Source organism: Shewanella sp. SW24, from assembly GCF_025653395.1.
GTDB classification, from domain to species: Bacteria; Pseudomonadota; Gammaproteobacteria; order Enterobacterales; family Shewanellaceae; genus Shewanella; species Shewanella oncorhynchi.
Genome location: NZ_JAKKSH010000019.1, coordinates 44,274 through 61,417, shown reverse-complemented (window position 1 = coordinate 61,417; position 17,144 = coordinate 44,274). Strand labels below are relative to the sequence as shown.

Here is a 17,144-nt window from a genome sequence, read left to right as displayed (position 1 = left end):
AACATCTTGTTAGCTCACAGGTAACATCATTGTTACAGCAATTAATCCCCTTGAGCAAGGCGCAGTTAGAGAAAATTTTCTAAAGAATTAAGCATGTAGGTACATTTGTACCGTTAACTAAAAAGGAGAGATTTAAATTAGCGAAAAGCGGAATAGGAATGAAACATAAAAACACATTAAAAAATCATATAATTCATTAACATATTTAAAAATAAAATATCACAAAGCGAGCTTAGTAATCAGCCGACCGTTTAAAGTAATTGCTCTAAGTAAAGATAAACAAATTAAGACTAAACTCGATTTAATGAAACAAATTGTCCCTTGTCATCTAAAACCAATTTGAAATAGCCTTGAATGCCATTTTCGGTTAAAAAACGCCTAAAATGACGGCCATTAATCCACAAAATCCGCCCTTGAGTTTCACGAACCTCGACTTTATCGGCAAGCCCTTGATAATAAGGTAAGAAATCTCGATAGCTGATCGATAGTTTGAAATACAGTTCCATAATATCAGGGCAGCACAGACTGCTGCCCTCCTCCAACAAACTGCTATTTTGCCAATGCTTTAGAGACTTTTTCGTACATATCCTTAGATAAGTCAGGCAAAGCCAAAAGTTGCCCTAAACAGGCTTTTATCAAAGTTTGGCGGCCTAAGTCGAATTTATGATACTGGATCAATGGCGTCACCATACGGGCCGCAACCTGCGGATTGAGCTTATTAAGGGTCATTAAGCATTCGGTTAAGAAAGCATAACCCTTACCGTCTCTACGGTGGAATTGATAAATATTACCGGCAGCAAAACTGCCCACTAAAGCACGCACTCGGTTTGGATTGCTCATACTAAAACACTTGTGTTGCTGCAACTGACGCAAACACTCAATCACATCATCTGCATCACGGGTCGCTTGCAACATAAACCATTTATCCATCACCAATGGTGTATCCTGCCAACGTAGCTCAAATGTCGTCATCAGTTCATCACGACAAGGTAAATTCCCAACATTGGCTGCCGTCAACGCACCAAGAGAATCCGTCATATTACTGGCGTTATCGAACTGAGAAATCACTAACCCCTCAGCCTCATCCGACACCCGAGCTAACCAAGTTAAACACTGATTTTTAAGGGCTCTTGCCTGCGTACTCTCTACTGCGACTAAAGAACGATATAGCGCAATCAATTCATCTTCACTATGTGAAGCGAGCTCTATTAGTACAAATTCACGTGCTAAAGCTAACGCATCTAGATCAACATTCTCTGTTTGCTCAATCAAAGCCGAAGCCGTAGGTATCGCTAATATTTCGGCAATCAATGCCGGATCAAGCTCAGTGTCTAACAACACACCTTTAAAACTATCGCGCACACGGGGATCGAGAGCCATAGCTTGTTGCTGTTGTAAACTCGCCACATTTTGCCAAATAGCTTGGCTCACTAAGGTCACAGAAGCTTCCCAACGCGCCACTTCGCTGCTAGCAAAACGCATCAAGTGAACGAGTTGATCCACATTGAATCGATATTGTAATTTGACGGGAGCGGAAAAGTTTTGCAGTAACGAAGCGACGGGTTTATGAGTGAGTCCATCAAAGCTAAACACTTGTTCAGTTTGAGTAAAATCGAGAATCTCATTCACTAAAGAATGGCCCTTCGCATCTAAGAGCTCTAAGCTAAACGGAATATGCAGCGGTGATGCACAGTTCACTAGACTTTGTTTAAGGGTCAATTGATAAACGCCCGTTTGCGCATCAAAACTGTCCATCGCAGTCACAATCGGCGTACCGGCTTGGCTATACCATAAACGGAATTGGGTTAAATCCACTCCGCTGGCATCTTCCATTGCCGCCACAAAATCATCACAGGTGACAGCTTGGCCGTCGTGGCGTTTAAAATACAGTTTCATTCCCGCCTGAAACTTTTCTTCGCCGAGCAAAGTGTGCATCATGCGGATGACTTCAGCGCCCTTGTTATACACAGTCACAGTGTAGAAATTATTCATCTCAATGACAGATTCTGGACGAATAGGATGGGACATAGGGCCAGAATCTTCTGCAAATTGCTGATTTTTGATCACTTTAATTGCGTGAATTCGATTCACAGCACGAGAGCCTAAATCTGAGCTAAATTCTTGATCGCGAAAAACCGTTAAGCCTTCTTTTAAACTTAATTGGAACCAATCGCGGCACGTTACGCGGTTTCCTGTCCAATTATGAAAATACTCATGGCCTACAACCGATTCAATGCCGTGATAATCCTCGTCGGTGGCCGTTAAGGTATCTGCAAGCACATATTTAGTGTTAAAGATATTTAAGCCTTTGTTTTCCATCGCACCCATATTGAAAAAGTCGACGGCCACTATCATGTAAATATCTAAATCATACTCAAGATTAAAACGGCTCTCATCCCATGCCATGGATTTCTTAAGTGATGCCATCGCATGGTGTGCTTTATGTAAATTACCTTTATCAACGAACACTTGCAGGATCACTTTACGGCGACTGCGAGTAATGAACTCATCTTGCAATAGATCAAAATCGCCAGCGACTAAGGCAAATAAATACGCTGGTTTTGGAAATGGATCTTGCCAGCAAACATAATGGCGTCCACCATCTAACTCACCTTGATCAATCAAATTACCGTTACTCAGTAAAAACGGGAATGCGGCGCTATCGGCTTCGATACGAACTGTGTATTTAGCTAATACATCAGGGCGATCAAGGAAATAAGTGATACGTCGAAAGCCCTCTGCCTCGCATTGCGTGCAGTAGGCACCATCGGACATATAGAGCCCTTCAAGGCTCGAATTAGCTTCAGGATCAAGCTTAGTGGTAATGTTCAGTTCAAACTCATCAAGCTCAGTTTCTAGAACTAATTGACCCGCACTAACATGGTAAGGCACAGCATCACCATTAACTGTCAGTGAAACAACGGTCAAATCTTCGCCATCCAACACTAAGGCTTGTGCATGTTTTGAAGTGCGTTTTATACGACTGATCGCCTGCACTTGGGTTTCATTGCCAGCCAAATTAAAAGCTAAATCGATAGTCTCTATCGTAAAAAGTGGCGCTTGATAATCTTTTAAGTATTTTGCTTGAGCTTGTGTCATTTCGATCCCTTTAACGCTGATCTAAATAAGAAAAAACGCGCCATAAGCGCGTTTTGATATCGGATAAATCGACTCGACTAGCGCCTACTTAGCACTAGTTTTAGCCATTTTTTGCACATCAGCCATATCTAAGGTGATATAAGCGGTTTCGTCTAAAAATGCATCTGGCAATTCAGCGTCGTCTTTAATGTCTTCCATTGATTTAACCGGTGCTAAACCATTGGCGACTCGACGCTCGTTTGTTCTGTCGAGGACTTTTTTCTCATCGGCTTCGCGGGAAGCAATACGCTCACTTTCAACCAGAGACACAGTTTTCTCTTTGTGATGCTTTTTAAAGTCGGCAATATCTTGATTGATATAGGCAAACTCTACGCTGTTTTTTATACGGTTAAGGTGCTTAGATTCAAGGCCAGTCACTAACTCAGGCGTAACATCATTAAGCGTGCCATATTGCGCCATAGGCACTTTATCCCAAGGTAAAGCATTTTTCTCTTCAGCTTCACCGTACTCGCCCGGCTCCAACGCACTTGGGTAAGCAATGTTGGGGGTCACACCTTTAATCTGTGTACTACCACCATTAATACGGTAGAACTTTTGAATCGTATACTGCACATGGCCAATTGGCTTCTCATACATGTCGTAGATACGGCCTAGGCTCTTATGCTGCTGTACTGTGCCTTTCCCAAAACTCGACTCACCGACGATCAGTGCACGGTCATAATCTTGCAATGCGGCAGCAAAAATTTCAGAGGCTGAAGCACTGTAACGGTCAACCATCACAGTCAATGGTCCTGCATAACTGGTTTTACCGTCGTTATCACGATGCGCAGACACTCGTCCATCGGCATCACGAATTTGCACTACAGGGCCCATATCGATAAAGAGTCCCGTCAGTAGCACGGCTTCCGTTAATGCACCCCCACCGTTACCTCTAAGGTCGATGACTATGCCTTCTACTTTGGCGTCGTTTAACTTCACGAGCTCTTTTTCAACGTCCTGCGACAAATTCATATAAAAACCAGGAATTTGGATCACGCCGACTTTGCGATTAGCATACTCACCGTCTTTAGGTTCAATCACCTTAGAGGTTGCAGCTCTGTCTTCAAGACGAATTTTGTCGCGAACTAAGGTAACGTCGAATGGCTTCGCATTCGAACCGCCTTTCTTCGGTAAAATTTGCAGAACAACTTTACTGCCCTTAGGCCCTTTGATCAGGTCGACCACGTCGTCTAAACGCCAGCCGATTACATCAACAATTTCACCGCCTTCTTGACCGACGCCGACAATCTTGTCTTCCGGCGACAGTTTTTCACTGCCCGCAGCAGGGCCGCCAGTAATTAAACTTTTAATGACAGTGTAATCGTCTTCAAGTTGCAGTTGAGCACCAATGCCTTCAAGGCTCAAGTTCATTTCCATTTGGAAACGTTCAGCATTGCGTGGTGAAAGGTAACTTGTATGTGGCTCAATGCTACGGGAGAAGGCATTCATCACGCCTTGGAACACGTCTTCACTGTTAGTTTGAATCAACCGTTTAATGGCGTTGTTGTAACGCTTTTGGAGGATATCAACAATCTCAGGCCATTGCTTACCTGTGAGTTTAAGATTTAGTGCATCGTATTTAACACGTTGACGCCATAACTCATTAATTTCTGTCTGGTCTTTTGGCCATGCGGCCTCATCGCGGTCGTACTCATAGGCATCACCGGGCGCAGAAAAATCCATCTCTTTGTCTAATAGAGATAAAGCATAGACAAAGCCTTCATAGCGGCGCTTTTGGACGATATCAAACATTTTATAGGCAGGCTCAAGTTCACCAGAACTAAGCATGTCATCGAATTGGGTTGCATAAGGTTTAAAACTATCGACATCCGCTTGGGTTAACACATTGCGGCGATAGTCCAACTGCTGCAGATAACGATCGAAAATTTGCGCAGAAAAGGCGTCATCGAGATTGAATCTATGATAGTGCGAACGAGTGTATAAGTCCGTAACCCTTTTGCTCGCAACCTTATGTTGCGCTTCCTGCTTGAGAGTGGGTAACTCGCTGATTTGAATCGTGGGTGGTACGGCCCAAGCCGAGAATCCGACAAAAACAGTGGCGATCGAGGTAGCCAAAGTGAGTTTTCGCATCAACAAGTTACTCCGTTTTAATAAATGATTACAGCAGGATATGTTCTGCTCTAACTTTAATCGTTAGGCCACTATCAAGCTGAACATGAATATCTTCCTTGTTAATGTCAGTAATCACACCGGCTACGGGTGTCATACCTAATTTAACATTGACGCGTTGTTTTTTCGTTAAATCAGTCAATTGTGCTTGAACATAATTGACGACTGGCGCTGCAGCTTTTGGTGCAGGCTTAGCAGGACGCTCAGTTTTAGGACGCTGAGGAACGGCCACCTTTTTAGGTGCTTTCTTCGCCGCAGGCTTAGGTGCAAGTGCTGCACGTTTCGCTTTGGCCTTATCCTGACTCTCTTTCAACATGGCTTGAGCATGATCAATGTGCTCTTGCTCTAACTCGCCGCAAGGTTCGCCATCCAGGTTTACGCGTTGTGCGCCCGCTTTAACGCACTTTAAATAGCGCCAGCTGCTGGTGTAACGTCTCAAGGCAACTCTGAGCTGAGTTTTACTGACTTTAGAATCATCAGCCAACCTTTCAGCCAAATCTTGAAACAATCCGATTTTTAATGGCTTAGTTTCACCTTCAGCAATAAAGCACAAAGGAAATGTTTCATACAAATACGCCAAAATTGCATTGGTGTCGGTCAACTTTTCTGTTGATTCCATCATTACTTCCACAGTCAAAAAGGGACATCGATTCGAGGTGATATATATCAGCTTCTTACATGTCGTTTATCTTCGTTAAACTCAATATTGAGTCAACGTACAAATTAGCATCCTAGCCGCGTTTACTAAAGTTAAAAAATATACCTTAACAAATTTTGTCAGCTCAAAACACTAAGCTTATTCATTGCATGCCAATCAAACCAGCTTAATGCGTGCAGGCGCATATTATAAGGCGCACGCCACCGATTGCGACTATGAATTATGCGTTATTGTACGCAAATTAATCAAATAGGCAGTTTTCAAAACTTTTAACCAGTAATTCCAGCCCCTTTTGGTCTTCTTCATCGAAACGATCGAAGATAGGACTGTCAATATCGAGCACGGCAACCACGTTACCTTGCGCACGAACTGGCACAACGATTTCAGAATTACTGGCAGAATCACAGGCAATATGACCATCAAATTGATGGACATCAGCCACTCGCTGAGTTTGATTAGTGAATGCTGCTGTACCACACACACCTTTTCCTAACGGAATGCGTGTACAAGCCACTTTACCTTGAAACGGGCCAAGTACCAGTTGTTCGCCACGCATGACGTAGAATCCCACCCAGTTCAGCTCAGTTAAATTATCATTGAGCAAGGCTGAAAAATTCGCCATCGCCGCAACAAGGTCATCTTCCCCTTCCAACAAGGCCAAGGCTTGACGGTTAAGTGACTCATAAAATTTCGATTTCATTACATTTCCTAACAATTTTATTCTGCTGCTTCGGTCTTTTTAGCCGCTTTTTTCGCTGCAGGCGGATTCGTTGGCGTACTATTAACCTGAACGGCGCCTTTAAGCAAGTTCGTCAGCTCATCTTTATTGTTAGCAAAATAGAATGCGAGCTTTTCGCCCACACTTTCATCTATACCCAAATCAGCTTTTTGAATGAAGGGGATAAGGTTATCGGCGATATCGAGCATCTTATCGTAGGCATCAGCCTCCTTCTTAGATGTGAATGTCATCTTTTCAACCCCTTCTCTGACCACGACAAACTGTGTTATTACTGCCATGACTGCCCTCGCACTGTTTTTATATACAGTAACTAGAGTGACATAGATTGAACTTGTGATGCAAGTGTTCTGATTAATCTGATATTATTAGCGTACTTTCGTTGCCAAGATTATAAAGCGCTAGACGTGGCTTAACAGCTAACTAGCACGACACTTTGCACCGATCTCGCTGTTATTACTCCTATTAGGCTAATATATATTTTTATATGCATGAAAACGCAGCAGAAAATTCAGTAACCCTATGCCGCTCCTGCGATTTAGCAGTCCGCAAACGTGCCTTGCCTAGCGGCGTTAGAGCAATCTGTCCTCGTTGCAGCACTGCACTTTATGACACGCCATACTGCTCTGTGAATGGTATGTTAGCCCTATGTATTTCGGCATTAGTGTTTTATTTCCCTGCTAATTTTTTACCCGTACTCGAGATCCACTTTTTCGGCAGTATTCGTACTACCACGGTTTTCCAAGGGGCATTTGCAGTATTTGACCAAGGCTATTGGGTTGTAGGTGTAGCCGTACTTGCCGCCGCGGTGATAGGCCCTGGCTTATTACTGTTATCGATATTGACACAGATTTTAATTGTGAAATGGGGATTGAGTAGCCTTTTTTGGCGTAACTCATTGAAGCAGTTGTTAAAATTTCATGGCGTCTTATCGCAGCTCACTATGCTGGAAATTTATGTGATCAGCTTCTTAGTTTCATCATTTCAGCTATCTGATTTTTCGGACATTTATTTTGGTATGGGCACATTTTGCTTCACTATGCTGTTTCTCGTGACCTTGTTTCTACAAAGAGAATACGACTTAGAACATATGTGGACGTTATTGGAAGGTCATAGCTGATATGAAACAACAAGGTAAAGATATCGGCCTATGTCTCTGTAAAGTGTGTCGCCAACTCAACAGCAGTGAACTCACGCACTGTCAGCGCTGTGAAACTGAGTTGCACGTCAGAGACTATTCCAGCCTGCAAAAAAGTTGGGCTTTGTTGATTACCGCTGCCATCTTGCTGGTGCCAGCCAACATTTACCCTATCACTATGCTGACCAACCAAGGCCAAGTGCGGCACGACACGATTTTTTCGGGCATTTTGCATTTAGTGCATTCAGATATGCTGCCTATTGCCATCATAGTGTTTACCGCCAGTATTTTAGTACCATGGATTAAAATCATCGGCTTATCCATTTATCTGTGTGCGATCAGCTTTGACATTCCGATTTCAAAAAAGAAATTGATGGTGGGTTTTCACATCATCGAATGGATTGGCCGCTGGTCAATGCTCGATTTATTTGTCATCTCAATCACAGTGGCATTAGTGAACATGGGACAATTACTCGACGCGAAACCCGCGCCTGCGGCTACCGCATTTGCCTTGGTTATTCTGTTAACTCAGTTAGCCGCAAAAGTTTTAGACACTCGTTTACTCTGGGATCGATTGGAACCTCAAGATGACACAAATTGAATCGCCGAAAGTTGTAAAGAAAAAACTCTTTTCGCCCATTTGGCTGCTTCCTATTGTCGCGTTGGCATTAGGTGCTTGGCTGGGCATTAAGAGCATTAAAGAATCGGGGGTTGAAATTCAAATTCACTTTCCGAGCGCCACTGGGATTGATGTGGGTAAAACCTTAGTCAAATACCAAGGTTTGACTGTCGGTAAAGTTAAAGACATTGGCATAGATGAAGATCTCAAAGGCGTGAACGTCAAGGTCATGATGGACTACCGCGCTAAGCCATTCTTGAATAAAGAAACCCTCTTCTGGCTTGTCACACCTAAAGCAAGTATTACAGGTGTTGAAGGCTTAGATGCGCTGTTTTCGGGTAACTATATTGCCATCCAACCTGGGAAAGGTAATGCCTCGACCTTTTTTGAAGCAGAACGCCAACCGCCGCCGATGCAAATCGGCTCAGAAGGTGTGATGGTCGAATTGACCTCCGATAAACTGGGTTCGCTCGATGTTGGCTCGCCAATATTTTTCCGCCAAATCCCCGTGGGTAGCGTGGTCAGCTATCGTTTAGATGGCAATCAAAGGGTCATTATCAGCGCTTTCATTCAAGAGCAATATGCGCGGTTAGTGAAGAAAAATTCTCACTTTTGGAATGTTTCTGGCGTCAAAATTGATGCTTCACTAACTGGGGTTAAAGTCAGTTCAGAGAGTTTGGCGTCCATTCTGGCTGGCGGCGTGAGTTTCAGCTCTGACGATAAAGCAGACATAGCTAAAAACGGTGACGTTTTTTCGCTTTATGATTCAGAAACCACCGCCCTTGGCGGCATAGAAATAAACCTAACCATGGCTGACGCTAACGGTGTCGACAAAGGTACCCGCATCGTTTATCGCGGCATGAGCATTGGCAGTATTTTAAGTAAACAACTCACGTCCAATGGTGTTACAGCCGTGGCTAAATTTGAACCTCAATACGGTTCACTGTTAACTAACGACGGCGTGTTTTGGCTTGAAGGTGCTGATATTTCCCTCTCAGGCATTAAGAATCCAGAACGCTTACTGACAGGTAGCGTGATCAACTTCCTGCCAGGCATCAACACCAAAAGCGCGATACCAAGCAGCTTTGCCTTACAATCAAAGGCACCTGATTTACTGCAATCAAAGAAGCGTTTCTTGACCTTAACCTCAGCCGAAAACATGGGCATTTCAGCGGGCGCTCAAGTTCGCTTCAAGCAAATCCCCATTGGTTCCGTGCTTGCAGTTAAGTTAACCAAAGATTTATCGGCGGTGGAATACCAACTCGAGCTACAACCTGAGTTTGCCAGTCTAATACGCAGCGACAGCTATTTTGTGCCTGAGTCGGCATTAACGGTAAACGCATCGTTAGACGGGGTCTCAGTCAAAGCAAGGGATTTTACAACGCTCACTCAAGGTGCAGTTAGCTTGATCCAAGGTCACAGCGACACACCTTTAGCTGCTAACAGCGCTCTGACCCTCTTTAGCTCTGTGGATGCCGCGACAGCTTTTTATGATCGTCAGCAGCAAGTGCATTTAACATTAATCAGTCAAGATGGCGCCGATGTCAGCCAAGGCTCACCGATTTATTATAAAAAAATGCAAATTGGCACAGTTGACTCAGTGAACTGGCAAAGCAAAACCGAAGACTTTGCTATCAAGCTCGCTATCGACAAACAGTTTCAACCCTTGCTGAAAAAGCCAAAAGTATTCTGGCGTAACAGCGCCGTGGATATCAGTGCCAGTCTTGCCGGTATTGATGTCGCCGTTGCCCCGCTACAAGGGGCATTAAAGGGCAGCATCAGTCTGGGACTGCTTGATAGCAATGACAAAGCCAGCAATGCAGCTAACTTAAAACTCTATGAAAGCAAGCAGTTGGCATTAAGTCAGGCGCAGGCAATTCGCCTCACATTACCCGCCTCCAGCAAGCTTACGGCCAAGGCAGCGATTCGTTATCAAGGTCATCAAGTGGGTGAAGTGTCGCAGGTAAAGCTCAATGCGGATCTTAATACACTCACAGCTAGCGCATATCTCTACGGGGAATATGCCGAACATTTCAGCCGCAGTGACTGTGAATATCATTTAGTGGATGCACAAATTTCTCTGGCGGGGATCAAAGCGCCAGAAACGCTGATCACAGGTCCTTACATAGGAGTCTTACCGGGTAAGAGCAGTCAGAAAGCGACCCAGTTTGTTGCCAACCTCGCCGCTAGCAGTTATGCCAACGTTGCCGAAGATGCGCTGAAATTCATTCTAGAAGATACTAGCTTAGGCTCAATGAAAGTCGGCACACCTATCTTCTTCCGAGGGATTAAAGTCGGTCAAATCGACGGTTATAGCCTATCGACACAGGGTAATAGTGTATTGATGCAGGCCCATATCGAGGCACAGTACAGTCACTTAGTGAATCAAAGCAGTCAGTTCTGGGATGCCTCAGGGATTAAAGTCGATGTAGGCCTCTTTTCAGGTGCCCAAATCGAAGCGGGCTCACTGGAAACCTTACTCGCTGGCGGCATCAATGTGGCGACTAAGGACACGACTCAAGAGGGTAATCGTTTAGCGACTGGCACAGTATTAAGATTGCAACACAAAGCCGAAAACGAATGGCAGCAATGGGCACCAGCCCAGTAATTCTTTTCATCAAAATACTTACACCAACGCACTAATGTTAAAGCTCTTACAAATAAATCAGGCGCATAATGCGCCTGATTTATTTTTAGCTTCTCGCAATGTTATTGACACATTCTAGGTCGCGAGCCCACTTATCCATAAAACCAATAACAAACAGCAATCGCGGCGCTGATCCCCGCAAAGTCCGCGGTTAAACCGCAAGCTAAGGCGTGACGGCCATGGCGAATACCCACAGAACCAAAATACACAGCGAGAACATAGAAAGTGGTTTCAGTGCTACCCTGAAAAATCGCCGCTAATCGGCCCGCAAAGGAATCTACTCCGTGGTGATCCATTGTCTCAAGCATCATAGCTCTGGCGCCTGAGCCACTAAAAGGTTTCATCAGTGCGGTCGGCATTGCATCGACAAAACGAGTGTCGAAACCTAATATCCGCACACCAGTGGCAATCAAGTGCAACAGATAATCCAAGGCGCCGGATGCACGCAGTAAACCAATCGCTAATAACATAGCAAGCAAATAAGGGATCAACTGGATAGATTGAGCAAAACCCGCCTTTGCCCCTTCAATAAACTCATCATAAACCGCCACCTTGCGAATGCCCGCAACAATCACGAAGGTAAATACCAATAACAGCAAAATACCATTGCCCATTGCCGTCGACACAGTGCCAATGGCATCAGCACTTAAAGTCATCAGATAAAAACCACTCGCCACTAACCCTGAGAGCATCAAGGCGCCATAACCGAGCACCACTGAGTTTAATAATGAAATTCGCTGCACTAACGCCACAACCAGCAAACCCGCCAATGTCGATGCTGAAGTGGCCAGTAAAATCGGCAAGAAAATATCCGCAGGCGCAGCGGCACCTTGCTGGGCACGATAAAGGAATACCGTCACAGGCACTAATGTCACAGAGGAAGTATTGAGTACTAAAAATAAGATTTGCGCATTGGTCGCCACGGTTTTTAGCGGATTTAAACTCTGCAAATCATGCATCGCCTTTAAACCAAGTGGTGTGGCGGCATTATCTAACCCAAAGATATTCGCTGTTAAATTCATAGTGATACTGCCAAAGGCCGGATGCCCCTTGGGCACTTCAGGCATCAAACGGCGCAGTAATGGCTCAAACACAAAGGCAATAGCGCCGACAACGCCAGCCTTTTCTCCTACCTGCATCAATCCCATCCACAGAGAAAGCACGCCAATCAGCCCAAGGGAAATTTCAGCGGCAAGCTTAGCACTCGCAAATAATGCCGCGACAGAAGCCGATAATACTTCTATATGTCCATTGAATAACTGCACTGCTATTGCAAGCAATGCCGTGATAAAAAAAGCCAACCACACACGATTCAGCACGCTAATCCCCTTATTTTTATTTGTTTTTATTCTATTAGCTCATGGCTACTGAGTGCTAGCTTTATGGCGACTAATTCCAATATCGCTCAAATCGTCAAAGCATAAACATTAAATCACAATAGCAACCCTGGCGGCTCGGGAGAAAATCTCAGACCCAATAAGGGATTATGATATACTCGCGCCAGTTGATACACAGTCTATTTTCCTATGGTTCAATGAAATCAATGGTCCAATTAAATCAAAATTTTATCGATACAATCACCCAAGAACTCCCCGCCCATTTATCCATGGACGAGTTTATTGCCGCCTGCGACAGGCCGCTTAGACGTTCAATTCGGGTCAATACCTTAAAAATCAGCAGCGACGACTTTAAGACCTTGATGCAACCTAAGGGCTGGACGTTCGATCCTATTCCTTGGTGTGAAGACGGATTTTGGATCAGTTACGACGAAGAAGAACAGCTCGGCAATGCCTTAGAGCACATTCAGGGTCTATTCTACATTCAAGAAGCCAGCTCTATGTTGCCGCCGACCGCACTTTTTACACCGAATGCACATTGGCAGTGCGTACTCGATCTCGCCTCCGCACCGGGTTCAAAAACCACGCAAATGGCCGCATTAATGCAAAACCAAGGCTTATTGGTGGCGAATGAGTATTCGGCGAGCCGCGTGAAAGTATTGCACGCCAATGTGCTGCGCATGGGCGCGAGCCACTGCGCCCTCACCCATTTCGATGGCCGTGTATTTGGCGAATACCTGTACGAAAGTTTTGATGCCGTGCTTATCGATGCGCCCTGTGGAGGTGAAGGCACAGTGCGTAAAGACGCCGATGCTCTAAAACACTGGAGCCTAGACGATGTGCTGGCGATTAGCGAAACCCAAAAAGCCTTAATCGAATCGGCGTTTCTCGCCCTGAAACCCGGTGGCAGTTTGGTCTACTCAACCTGCACCTTAAACCGCCTCGAAAACCAAGGCGTGTGCGAGTATTTAAAGCAAGTCTACGGCGATGCGGTGCAGTTTGAATCCTTAAGCGATTTATTTGATGGTGCAGATCGAGCTACAACGCCCGAAGGCTTCTTACATGTCTGGCCACAGATTTACGACAGTGAAGGTTTCTTTGTCGCTAAATTGACAAAAACCGCCTCAGTGCCGCGTTTACAACCAGAGCCTAAACTACAGAAAAATTTTCCCTTCACGCCCGCATCAGCGAAACAAGCCCAAGGGATCAAAGACTATTTTCAGCAGGATTTAGGCATCAGCTTACCAGACGAACTCATCATGGTTCGCGATGATGAATTCTGGCTATTTCCGCATGAATTCAACGCTTTTATCGGCCGTATGCGCTTTCAGCGCATTGGTATTAAACTCGCCGATAACAGTAAACACGGCTTTAAAGTCCGCCATGAAGCGATTATTGCATTAGCAGGAAAACAGCTCAGCCCAACCGCAAAAACGGTCGATGTGAGCGATGTTGAAGCGAAAGAATATTTGATGGGGCGAGATATTGCCCTAAACACCGCAGTGAAAGCTCAAGGTGAAGTGATCGTCTGTTATGGCGGAGCACCATTAGGCATGGCGAAACATTTAGGCAATAAGTTAAAAAACAACCTACCCAGAGACTTAGTGAAAGATAAAGTGTTACTGCTACCAGAACAGACGAAATCGTTATAATTTCGCTTTTTTTTAGCGATAAATAACCTAAAAAAGGGGAAAGTGAGCGCGACTATAAGACAAAAGCTCGGCTACACTGAGTCTATTGTAAAGCGCACTGCATGGCGCTTTCACCTGTAGCGCACGGCTCTTCAATGAGCCATTCCCCTAGGCCCAAACAGCTTTCATCGTTTTGGGCCTTTTTTTATGCCTGTACGCTAACAATCACGCAATCGCATAAAATGGGTCAAAGCACTTGCGGCTAACGGCCGACTATACGCGCCGCATCTTTGAATAAATTAAAAAAGTTATTGCTGGTGTATTCAGCAAGATCTTCGTAACGCTCACCTCTAAGCTCTGCCACAAACTCAGCCACATCACGCACATAGGCAGGCTGATTTTCTTGTCCACGGTGTGGGATCGGCGCCAAATAGGGCGAGTCCGTTTCAACTAGCAGACGATCCTGAGGCACTTTGCGAATAACGGTTCGCAGATCACCCGCATTTTTAAAAGTGACTATGCCAGAAACCGAAATATAAAAGCCAAGCTCAATCGCCGCTTTCGCCATCTCCCAGTTCTCGGTAAAGCAATGCAGCACGCCGCCAACGTTATCCGCGTTGCCCTGCTTAAGCATATTGATCGTATCTTCACGTGCATCACGGGTATGGACAATCAAAGGCTTATTCACTTCTACCGCAAGGGCAATCTGCTGCTCAAAACATTGCTGTTGCAACAGCTTAGTGTCGTCTGCATAAAAATAATCTAACCCCGTTTCACCAATCGCGACCACTTTAGGATCGGTGGCAAAGCGGCGGATTTGCTCAACATCGAGGCCTTCTTTAACGTCTAATGGATGCACACCCGATGACAAAAATACCTGTTCGAAGGCTGCAACTTTATCTCGCATCGATTCAAATCCTTGCTGGCGTACATTCACGCACAACATATAGTCCACGCCACGGGCTTTAGCATTAGCAAGAATCTGTTCTAAGGTTTGTTGATCAGGCGCCGCTTTGAGGCGATCGAGATGGCAGTGTGAATCAATAAGCACAAGGATTTCCAAGCAGAGTAACAAAGGACGACAAGGATACCCAGCCAAGAGATCGAGGTCAAATTCAACAGAAGTAAATAGCCAGTTTAGGCAGTGAACAAACGTTTAAACCAGATCAATAATGCAGGCTAAGCTACATAGTGCAGGTTAGATCGCCGGAGGCGAGTTCGCGGGACAGTAACTTTTCGATATGGTGTTTATGGCTATCTGGCTCAGAAATAATTTTAATGCCAATCCCCACAGGGCGGCCACCCGACGCTCCTAAGGGATTAATCCACACCACAACACCACGAAATTCATTAGTGAGGGTTGCGCCGGGTAAACGATACGCAATCGTCAGCGGTTGGCCAAGATAATGACTTTCACTGGTCGCAATAAATAATCCTGCCGGCTTAATAAAAGGCATATAGGCACGATATAACTGATGTAAGGTATCAAAATTAACGACGAGATCTACCATGGCATATTACTTATTTGTTATCTCTCTATATTCTAAGACATAACTTTGACACAGGGCCAGATAATTGACGCTCGGCATTGTGCTTAAGCTATGACACATTCCCATGATCTTAGCCGCCAAATTCCCGAGCTGCGCATGAACAAACGCATCTTGATGGCTATTTTTCAGTAAAACCTGTCGTATAAGTAGGTACAAAACCTTAAGAACATCAATTATTTGTTGTTCACTTATTATTAACAAACTAGCACACAGATGACCAGACGACAAACTTTGTGCCCAATCTTTGCGAAATTGTAGCAAGGATTGATACCGACTCTGTTGGCTATCCTCACACTGCAAGCTCTCAGCCAACTTTAACGGCCCACCCACCACACTCAAACACCAAGTTACATCCTCTTGAATACCACATCGCTGGGCAAGCCAGTTTTTGATGACCTCTCGACTAGGAACGACAAAAGGAATGCGTTGACAACGACTGCTAACCGTCGCCATCAAACGTGCAGGCGTATCCGACTGCAAAATCAGTAAGGTGTCTTTACCAGGCTCCTCAAGGGTTTTAAGGAGTGCGTTCGCAGCAGCGGAGTTAAGACGCTCGCTGTGGTGGATAATCGCTACACGCCTGCCACTTTGCTGTGCGGTGGCTGTCAGACGCGTACACAGCTCACGAATTTGATCGACTTTAATTTGATTGCCATCGGCGGCGATATGATAAAAATCAGGATGATTGCCCGCATCATAGAGCTGACAAGACTTACAAAAACCGCACGCTCCCACAGGCGTTGGCTGCACACACATAGCCGCGCGCGCCATAAACACACTCAGCAACTCACCGCCATAGGCTGAATCAATGCCAACGAGTTGTGCGTGAGGTATTTTTTGACGCGCTAATTGAGCTAAAAATGCCTGCCTTGGCCCTTCGAGCCAAGGTAATTGCTCAGCCGTAAATCCGGACTCGGCTACCATACCATCGCCTGAAGCACGGCTAAGATATCTTTGTGCACTTCGGCCATAGTTTGGCTCGCGTCTATAACCACAATACTGTCATCTTCGCTGGCAAGTTTGAGATATGTAGCGCGTGCGCGCTCAAAGAAATCAATCGCTTGTTGCTCAATTCTATCAAGCTCACCACGTTTAGCTGCGCGGGTAAGCCCAAGCTTAGGATCTAAATCTAAGTACAAAGTAAGATCGGGTTTAAATCCCTTTAGTGTTGCAGTGCTCACCGCTTCCACTAACGGCATTAACCCTCGTCCACCACCTTGATAAGCTAATGACGATAGATTGTGTCTATCACCCAATACCCATTGCCCTTGCGCAAGCGCGGGCTTTATGACATTGGCAACTAACTGAGCTCTGGCAGCATAAATGAGTAAACACTCGGCCTCATCACACAGGGGATCGTTCGCATCGGCAATCTTAACTAAATCACGGATACGTTCAGCCAATGGTGTACCGCCCGGTTCGCGGGTGCAAATCGGTGCTTTACCCGTATGTTTTTCAATAAAGTCGCGAATAAGGTTAATCGCACTCGACTTACCTGCGCCTTCTAAGCCTTCAATAACGATAAATTTTGCAAAAACTGACATTGGATTTTCTTTCTCT

The 17,144-nt window shown here is 45.1% G+C and carries 15 protein-coding genes; 4 read left to right on the top strand and 11 right to left on the bottom strand.

What is annotated here, in order from left to right; genetic code table 11:
• Nucleotides 1-290: 290 nt before the first annotated feature.
• From L5M17_RS15630 to L5M17_RS15605, 6 genes are all read right to left on the bottom strand, one after another.
• Nucleotides 291-506, bottom strand: a complete 216-nt coding sequence (locus L5M17_RS15630; RefSeq protein WP_028759764.1) for a DUF2835 domain-containing protein — start codon at nt 504-506, stop codon at nt 291-293.
• 43 nt (nt 507-549) lie between these two features.
• Complete coding sequence (pepN, locus tag L5M17_RS15625; protein ID WP_263148420.1) at nt 550-3,099, bottom strand: aminopeptidase N; 2,550 nt, start codon at nt 3,097-3,099, stop codon at nt 550-552.
• 84 nt (nt 3,100-3,183) lie between these two features.
• On the bottom strand, nt 3,184-5,229 hold the full coding sequence (gene prc, locus L5M17_RS15620; protein ID WP_263148419.1) for a carboxy terminal-processing peptidase: 2,046 nt from the start codon (nt 5,227-5,229) through the stop codon (nt 3,184-3,186).
• Nucleotides 5,230-5,257: 28 nt separating this feature from the next.
• Nucleotides 5,258-5,887 carry an RNA chaperone ProQ gene (proQ, locus tag L5M17_RS15615; RefSeq protein ID WP_028759761.1) on the bottom strand — a complete coding sequence of 210 codons (630 nt, stop codon included), beginning with the start codon at nt 5,885-5,887 and terminating at the stop codon, nt 5,258-5,260.
• A 280-nt stretch (nt 5,888-6,167) separates the two neighbouring features.
• Complete coding sequence (locus L5M17_RS15610) at nt 6,168-6,626, bottom strand: GAF domain-containing protein (protein ID WP_028759760.1); 459 nt, start codon at nt 6,624-6,626, stop codon at nt 6,168-6,170.
• Between the two features lie 17 nt (nt 6,627-6,643).
• Nucleotides 6,644-6,943, bottom strand: coding sequence for a YebG family protein (locus L5M17_RS15605; RefSeq protein ID WP_105252655.1), 300 nt, complete (start codon nt 6,941-6,943; stop codon nt 6,644-6,646).
• Nucleotides 6,944-7,149: 206 nt separating this feature from the next.
• Between L5M17_RS15605 and L5M17_RS15600 the strand changes: the two genes are divergently transcribed.
• The 3 genes from L5M17_RS15600 to L5M17_RS15590 are packed head-to-tail and all read left to right on the top strand — an operon-like array spanning nt 7,150 to nt 11,027.
• Nucleotides 7,150-7,782 (top strand): paraquat-inducible protein A, encoded by a 633-nt coding sequence (locus L5M17_RS15600; RefSeq protein ID WP_028759758.1) that lies wholly within the window; start codon nt 7,150-7,152, stop codon nt 7,780-7,782.
• Nucleotide 7,783: 1 nt separating this feature from the next.
• Entirely contained in the window at nt 7,784-8,401 is a 618-nt protein-coding gene (locus L5M17_RS15595) for a paraquat-inducible protein A (RefSeq protein ID WP_105252657.1), read from the top strand.
• Nucleotides 8,388-11,027, top strand: coding sequence for a PqiB family protein (locus L5M17_RS15590; RefSeq protein ID WP_263148417.1), 2,640 nt, complete (start codon nt 8,388-8,390; stop codon nt 11,025-11,027). The genes L5M17_RS15595 and L5M17_RS15590 overlap by 14 nt, the downstream gene beginning before the upstream one ends.
• Before the next feature lie 131 nt (nt 11,028-11,158).
• On the opposite strand, the gene L5M17_RS15585 is transcribed toward L5M17_RS15590, so the two are convergent.
• Nucleotides 11,159-12,385, bottom strand: coding sequence for a nucleoside recognition domain-containing protein (locus L5M17_RS15585; protein ID WP_263148416.1), 1,227 nt, complete (start codon nt 12,383-12,385; stop codon nt 11,159-11,161).
• Nucleotides 12,386-12,609: 224 nt separating this feature from the next.
• Between L5M17_RS15585 and rsmF the strand changes: the two genes are divergently transcribed.
• Nucleotides 12,610-14,055, top strand: a complete 1,446-nt coding sequence (rsmF, locus tag L5M17_RS15580) for a 16S rRNA (cytosine(1407)-C(5))-methyltransferase RsmF (RefSeq protein WP_263148415.1) — start codon at nt 12,610-12,612, stop codon at nt 14,053-14,055.
• A gap of 241 nt (nt 14,056-14,296) precedes the next feature.
• On the opposite strand, the gene L5M17_RS15575 is transcribed toward rsmF, so the two are convergent.
• The 4 genes from L5M17_RS15575 to tmk form a co-directional block, all read right to left on the bottom strand.
• Nucleotides 14,297-15,085 (bottom strand): TatD family hydrolase, encoded by a 789-nt coding sequence (locus tag L5M17_RS15575; protein ID WP_263148413.1) that lies wholly within the window; start codon nt 15,083-15,085, stop codon nt 14,297-14,299.
• A gap of 133 nt (nt 15,086-15,218) precedes the next feature.
• Nucleotides 15,219-15,545 (bottom strand): PilZ domain-containing protein, encoded by a 327-nt coding sequence (locus L5M17_RS15570; protein WP_028759752.1) that lies wholly within the window; start codon nt 15,543-15,545, stop codon nt 15,219-15,221.
• 6 nt (nt 15,546-15,551) lie between these two features.
• A complete protein-coding gene (gene holB / locus L5M17_RS15565) occupies nt 15,552-16,508 on the bottom strand; it encodes a DNA polymerase III subunit delta' (RefSeq protein WP_263148411.1) in 957 nt (318 codons plus the stop codon).
• Nucleotides 16,502-17,128 carry a dTMP kinase gene (gene tmk, locus L5M17_RS15560; protein WP_028759750.1) on the bottom strand — a complete coding sequence of 209 codons (627 nt, stop codon included), beginning with the start codon at nt 17,126-17,128 and terminating at the stop codon, nt 16,502-16,504. The genes holB and tmk overlap by 7 nt, the downstream gene beginning before the upstream one ends.
• Nucleotides 17,129-17,144 lie beyond the last annotated feature (16 nt).

What these genes read in the sequence shown, in the direction of transcription:
- L5M17_RS15630 (WP_028759764.1), bottom strand. Translation starts at nt 506, where the DNA reads ATGGAACTGTATTTCAAACTATCGATCAGCTATCGAGATTTCTTACCT.
- pepN (WP_263148420.1), bottom strand. Translation starts at nt 3,099, where the DNA reads ATGACACAAGCTCAAGCAAAATACTTAAAAGATTATCAAGCGCCACTT.
- prc (WP_263148419.1), bottom strand. Translation starts at nt 5,229, where the DNA reads ATGCGAAAACTCACTTTGGCTACCTCGATCGCCACTGTTTTTGTCGGA.
- proQ (WP_028759761.1), bottom strand. Translation starts at nt 5,887, where the DNA reads ATGGAATCAACAGAAAAGTTGACCGACACCAATGCAATTTTGGCGTAT.
- L5M17_RS15610 (WP_028759760.1), bottom strand. Translation starts at nt 6,626, where the DNA reads ATGAAATCGAAATTTTATGAGTCACTTAACCGTCAAGCCTTGGCCTTG.
- L5M17_RS15605 (WP_105252655.1), bottom strand. Translation starts at nt 6,943, where the DNA reads ATGGCAGTAATAACACAGTTTGTCGTGGTCAGAGAAGGGGTTGAAAAG.
- L5M17_RS15600 (WP_028759758.1), top strand. Translation starts at nt 7,150, where the DNA reads ATGCATGAAAACGCAGCAGAAAATTCAGTAACCCTATGCCGCTCCTGC.
- L5M17_RS15595 (WP_105252657.1), top strand. Translation starts at nt 7,784, where the DNA reads ATGAAACAACAAGGTAAAGATATCGGCCTATGTCTCTGTAAAGTGTGT.
- L5M17_RS15590 (WP_263148417.1), top strand. Translation starts at nt 8,388, where the DNA reads ATGACACAAATTGAATCGCCGAAAGTTGTAAAGAAAAAACTCTTTTCG.
- rsmF (WP_263148415.1), top strand. Translation starts at nt 12,610, where the DNA reads ATGGTCCAATTAAATCAAAATTTTATCGATACAATCACCCAAGAACTC.
- L5M17_RS15570 (WP_028759752.1), bottom strand. Translation starts at nt 15,545, where the DNA reads ATGGTAGATCTCGTCGTTAATTTTGATACCTTACATCAGTTATATCGT.
- holB (WP_263148411.1), bottom strand. Translation starts at nt 16,508, where the DNA reads ATGGTAGCCGAGTCCGGATTTACGGCTGAGCAATTACCTTGGCTCGAA.
- tmk (WP_028759750.1), bottom strand. Translation starts at nt 17,128, where the DNA reads ATGTCAGTTTTTGCAAAATTTATCGTTATTGAAGGCTTAGAAGGCGCA.